This is a genomic window from Falcatimonas sp. MSJ-15 (assembly GCF_018918265.1).
Lineage (GTDB): Bacteria > Bacillota > Clostridia > Lachnospirales > Lachnospiraceae > Falcatimonas.
The window spans coordinates 70,451-76,450 of record NZ_JAHLQC010000019.1 but is presented as its reverse complement, the minus strand read 5'-3'; the positions used below and the strand labels follow the sequence as shown (position 1 = coordinate 76,450).

Sequence of the window (6,000 nt, the reverse complement as noted above, 5' to 3'; positions counted from 1 at the left end):
TAATCGAACTCTGCTGTTCCCACAAGACCATGTTGCTGTCTAGAAGAATTGATATATCATTCTTCATCTTCATGTATATTACATCATCAAGTGTTGTTATCCTGATATCTTCTGTGTTGCTGTAATCAGTTCCGTTAAGTGCATTATAAAGTGATAACATATCCTCTTTATACTCTTCGGAACCGAATCTTAATCTGAAAAGTCTGTCCTTGTAAGTACGGTTAATACCTACGTTTTCATTAGTTGATGCCATAAAAATCCTCTCTTAACTGTATGTTTCTTGTCAGTATGTTAATACTTGCTATCAGCTACTTATAGCAAGTATTATGTATGATGTACTAATAACACTATTAGCTATTACTAGTACTATTAGTATATCATATACAGTAATAATATGCAAACATATTTTCGTTTTTTCATTTTTTACTTTGCTTTTCTCGTATGGTGGGACAAATGTACTTTTAAATTCTACCTTGCAAGAGTTAATTCCATATCTATAGAATTAACTCTTGTATAGATTTTAGTCTTCATTTTCTGTATAATAATAATGCTTTTTAGAAATTGTAAACTTATGCTAATACACATAGACAATATAGAAGATTTAGTAAAAGGGGTGAATGATTAGTGAACATTAAGAAAGTAATAGCCACAGCAAGTATAGTTGTGTTTATATTAGGGGGGCTGTGGGGAAAATAAGACAGACTATAACATAGAATTAGCAAAAGCAGTAAAGGGTGCCTATGGTTCTAGCAGTTATGAAGAGTTTTATGATAATAAGGAGAAGGCTAAGAGTATTCTATCAGATGAAGTAATAGAACAATTATACACTGTGAATAATGAGGATATGCCTTTTGATGATTTAGTAAAAGTTGATGTGAGTAAGAGTAATGCTGAGAATAATAGTATGGGTACTGATTATTATATAGCAAGGGTAAAAATAGTTAATGTTGCTGGTGAGTATGAAATGGTATTAGGATTTTCAAAGACAGAGAACGGAGTGTTTACATCTTGTGGCTCTAGTATAAAATCAGCATATAATAAAGTAATAGATAGCTTGACCACAACATAGTTACCATTAACAATAATTCTTATAATCCCTATCTCTCATCAACCAAAGACACTACATACAATAATTGTTCATACATATCATATTCGAGATCCCTCAGACTATTATACCATACAGTCCCTATTGCATCTCCTGGGCTCACATTATCTGATGAACATATTATTACAGGTATATCTTTTCCCTGCTCTTTAAGTCTGTCAATTAATATATATCCGGCATCACAGTTAACACTGCTGCCGGATGTAAGTGGATATTGCATATCTGTTACAATAACATCATAATGTGCGCCGGGAATTGCAAGTTCACTAAAGACATCTTCCTGATTATTCACAGTAGTAATCATTGTAACTCCATTATATTCTAATGCTCTTTTTATACTCATTAACTTATATACATTATCATCAACGACAAGTATTCTCAAATCTTTAATCTGCATATTTTAACCTTCTCCATGCTTAATATTATCTACATATTAATATACATTCTTTTGTTCTCTTAATCAACTACTTATATATTGCAATGCATAAGTCTATAATATATCAGCCGCTTATTACTTATATTCCCCATAATATAATACCTATCTAACAAATAGTTTATTATATACTGCATTAGCAAATGATGCATGTCCTTCTTCATTCATATGTTCCTGATCTTCTTCACTTGGTTTGGCATAATCTGATGCTTTAAGGAATTCTATATTATATTCACTCGCTATGGCTTCATATACATCACCAAGCTCTTTAGATACTCCAACTGAGTTCTTAGAGAATTCTGTATCAAATCCTTCTTCCCATACTCTCTCACCAAGATGAATTGGTGATACAAGAAGTATCTTAGCATCAGGTGATGTTCTTCTTATCTGTTCAAGAAGTTTCCTTATCCCAAGACCTATGACACCTGCAGTTGCTCCATAGAGTGTCTTACAGTCATTAGTTCCAAGCATAAGAACTATCTTATCAATAGGATTATGTGTCTCTAAGATTATTGGAAGTACCTCTACTCCACGTCTTCCGTCTCTTAGCGGATCTTCGAATATTGTTGTTCTTCCTACAAGACCTTCTTCTATTACTCTATATCCATGTTCTCTTGCTCTCTCATTAAGAATTCCTGTCCATCTAACTTCATAATCATATCTTCCTCTGTTGCCCGGAATATATCCGTATGTATTTGAATCGCCAAAGCATAATATATTCTTCATAGTCAGCCACCTCAATCTATCTGCTATTATCAGCATCATTATTATATTCTTTAAATACAGTATATGTGATATGTCTTATATAATATATAGTATATACTTTAGATATGCTTATACATTTTACTCTGTCCGATATCTACTTTGCTGTATTATATATTTCCTAGTTACTTTGTATGAATACTATACTACTATTCTTCTACGATGTCAATCTCCTTTTCAACTTTTTTTATTCCACTTTTAATCTTTTATTTTTACTCTCTATCTTTAGCTTTCTACTTTCTATCTTCACCTTATTACCCTCTCGTTATTAACTTCTTACTCTTAATCCTTAATTCTTACTCTCTATCTTCAGTTTACTGCTCTCTATTATTAACTTCCTACTCTTAATCCTTAATTCCATTCTCTATCTTCAACTTACTACTCTCTATCATTAACTTCCTACTCTTAATTCTTATTCTTAATAATTAACTTTCCTATTTAAAATATCCACTTCTTGAGCCTGACAATTAGTTTTTCAATTTTGAGTCTCAATTTTTAAACCTAACAGTTAGCTTTTGTTAGCTTTTCAATATGGCTCTTACTCCCACACTTGACAAAGGACCATAAAAAGCAGAAAAGCAGGAAGACTCTAAGTTCCCCTCTTTTTTCGGATTCTTAGAATATTCCTGCTTTTCTATATATTATCTTTTATATAATATCACTTTATCATTATTTTTTATATAATATCACTTTGTCATTAATTTCTATATAATACCACTCTAATATCTTTTAACACAGCCAGATGCTCTGCATAATCAATATTGCTTTTTATAATTCTTCTGTAAGTTTACATATCTCATCGATTATTGAACCGATTGTATTTATTGTATCAAGAAGTGGTGCATCTGTTGTTATATCAACGCCTGCCATCTTAGCAAGTTCAACCGGTGTCTTAGTACTTCCTGCTGCAAGTACTCTCTTCCAGTCTTCGATTGCGGCTTCGCCTTCTGTCTCTATACGTTTGCATACTTCTGTTGCAATTGTAAGACCTGCACTATAAGTATATGAATAGAGTCCCATATAATAGTGTGGCTGACGCATCCATGTAAGTTCTGCGCCATCATTTAGTACAACTGAATCACCCCAGAATCTGCTTAATGTATCCTTCATAATCTCGCTTAATACTTTTGCTGATACACTTCCACCATTATCAACAATCTTATATACTTCTCTTTGATATGCTGCTTCCATAAGATGTGTAACAAAATTATGATAATATGTGTTAGATATCATAGATGCAAGTACCCATCTTCTGAATCTCTTGTCATCACTTGTCTTAAGTAGATAATGTGCCATGATAAGCTCATTCATTGTTGATGGTGATTCTACAAAATATGATGATACATCTGTATCAAATATACTCTGGCATCCATTACATAATCTAAAATGTCCTGCATGTCCAAGTTCATGTGCAAGAGTGAATACATCTGACATCTTGCCATTCCATGACATAAGAATATATGAATGTCCATTATATGGGCTTGCACAGAATCCACCTGTTGATTTACCCTGATTTTTTGCAAAATCAACCCATCTGTCTTTGTATGCTGTCTGAATCATCTTGACATAATCTTCTCCAAGAATAGCAAGTCCTTTTTCAATATATTCTTTTGAACCTTCAATAGTTACTTTTGGATCATATTCCGGATCTAATGGCAATTTCAGATCTGCGAATGTCATCTCATCAAGATTATATATTTTTTTAATTAACTGTGCATATTTTCTCATATGTGGTGCAAGTTTCTCTGTTATTATATCAATCTGTCTGTCATATAGCTCTCTTGATACATTCTGTCCATCAAGAAGACTGTCAAATACTGAGTCATATCCTCTTAGATCAGCCATTATCTTCTCTTTTTGAACCTGTGCATTATATACAGCAGCAGTAGTATTCTCATACTGCTTTATCTTCTTAGAGAAGTTGTCAAATGCTGTTCTTCTTACTTGTGTATCAACTTCATATTCATAATTATCTTCGAATAATGAATATCCAAGTGGATATGTCTTACCATTAACTGTGAATGAATCAAATTTCATATCTGCAAGCTTTGCTGTATTATATATCTCATAAGGAACATTAAGTACTGGTGATATTGCTGCAAGTACTTTTTCTGCTTCTGCCGGCAGTTTATGAGCTTTTTCTTTTAGAATATTTTTTAAATATCCTTCATTAGCTTTATCATATTCGATAGCTTCTTTAATAATATTCTCGTCAAGTTCCATTAATTCACTTTTTATAAAACTTAATCGGCTGTCAATGTCTGATATAATTCTCACAATCTTTGAATTAAGTTCCTGATTATGTGAATTGTAATAATCAACTGAAACTGCAAGATCACTATAATACCATACCGGAGTCTGAAGCTCTGATAATCTTCTATATTCAGTTATACATGAAGCTACAGTCTTTGCATCTTTTAATTTTCCTATATATGTCTCTTCGATATGTCTGCCAAGTTCTTTTATTCGCTCTACATCTTTAAGACAATCTTCTTCTGTTCTATAGATCTGTGACAGATCCCATGTAAGTTCTACAGGCACTTCCTGTCTTGATAATAATTTGTTCTCCATATTGTCCTCCACGTTCTCCATATTGTCATATTGTCACACTTCGATTGTATACTATATCCATCATTTATTCAACTGTACATAGGTCTTATATTTTATCATATTCTGTATACTTTATTATTTTTCATCATTCTTCAGCTTTTCAAATGACATTATCGCAAAACTTATCATAAGATATACTACTGACAGCCATATTACATGTATTCCATATTTTTGTGAAAAATATCCGCCAAGTCCTGCTCCTATTGCAAATGCAAATATTACGCCAAAATAATTAAGAGTCTGTCTAAGCTGAACTGGTTTTCTATCTCTTATGTATGCTGATAATACTGATACACCACTTCTTAAGTTACCAATACACATTGTGCTCGCATAAGCATATCCAGACACTTTTCTAAATGTCTGTACCTGCATTGCACAAGACAATGACACTGTAATTGTCGCTACAAAATCAAGTGAATGTGGCAAAAATCCTACAAAAGTAAGTAATATCATCTCAATAATCAGCACAAGCTGTCTCCAATGTATCTTCGACATTGTTTTATATCTATAATTGATATTTTCTGCTATAAATACTCCAAGTCCAAATGCAAGAAAAGGAAGCAGATACTTAACTCCAGCCACAAAATCTCCATTCATAAAGTTAAAGCTCATAAGTACAACATTACCGGTCTGAGCATTAGAGAATACTTTTCCTCTTGCAAAATAAGTATATGCATCCTGCCATCCACCTGATATCGCTAAAAATGCACTATTTATGAAAGCTTCTGACATCTGATCTTGCGGAAGCCATCTCACTATTCTATTCTTTATCTTCTTATCAGACATATCGACCTCTCCTTGTATGACTATTTTATTTATAATCCAAGTTTTGTTTTTATAACTCAAGATTTATCATTAACACAGTTACATTTTTAGAACAATTTAATGCAGTCAGCAAGCTTATGTAAACTGCTAATTAATTTGAGCTTTTTAATATTACTTTATATCATAACCTGAATTTCGACATTTATTATACTAGCTGATATCATTTATGTAAAATACTTTTATGACAAAAAATTTATATTATTTTTATTATTTTTGTTGATTTTATCATATTAGAATTAGATATCTCCGATACATACTATAACTA

The 6,000-nt window shown here is 32.0% G+C and carries 5 protein-coding genes and 1 pseudogene; 1 reads left to right on the top strand and 5 read right to left on the bottom strand.

The genetic code is table 11. From position 1 onward, the window contains the following. Positions 1–253 (bottom strand): annotated as a pseudogene (locus KQI85_RS13705) (hypothetical protein); the annotation flags it as partial. Positions 254–829: 576 nt separating this feature from the next. Between KQI85_RS13705 and KQI85_RS13700 the strand changes: the two are divergent. Further along, positions 830–1,069, top strand: coding sequence for a hypothetical protein (locus KQI85_RS13700; RefSeq protein WP_216576639.1), 240 nt, complete (start codon positions 830–832; stop codon positions 1,067–1,069). Positions 1,070–1,097: 28 nt separating this feature from the next. Here the strand turns inward: KQI85_RS13700 and KQI85_RS13695 are convergent, their stop codons facing one another. The 4 genes from KQI85_RS13695 to KQI85_RS13680 form a co-directional block, all read right to left on the bottom strand. Then, complete coding sequence (locus KQI85_RS13695; RefSeq protein WP_216576638.1) at positions 1,098–1,502, bottom strand: response regulator; 405 nt, start codon at positions 1,500–1,502, stop codon at positions 1,098–1,100. A gap of 141 nt (positions 1,503–1,643) precedes the next feature. Further along, a complete protein-coding gene (locus KQI85_RS13690; protein WP_216576637.1) occupies positions 1,644–2,264 on the bottom strand; it encodes a GDSL-type esterase/lipase family protein in 621 nt (206 codons plus the stop codon). Between the two features lie 804 nt (positions 2,265–3,068). Then, positions 3,069–4,871, bottom strand: a complete 1,803-nt coding sequence (pepF, locus tag KQI85_RS13685) for an oligoendopeptidase F (protein WP_216576636.1) — start codon at positions 4,869–4,871, stop codon at positions 3,069–3,071. A 114-nt stretch (positions 4,872–4,985) separates the two neighbouring features. Continuing rightward, the gene (locus tag KQI85_RS13680) at positions 4,986–5,696 is read right to left on the bottom strand and encodes a YoaK family protein (RefSeq protein ID WP_253293905.1); all 711 of its coding nucleotides are present in this window, start codon (positions 5,694–5,696) and stop codon (positions 4,986–4,988) included. Positions 5,697–6,000 lie beyond the last annotated feature (304 nt).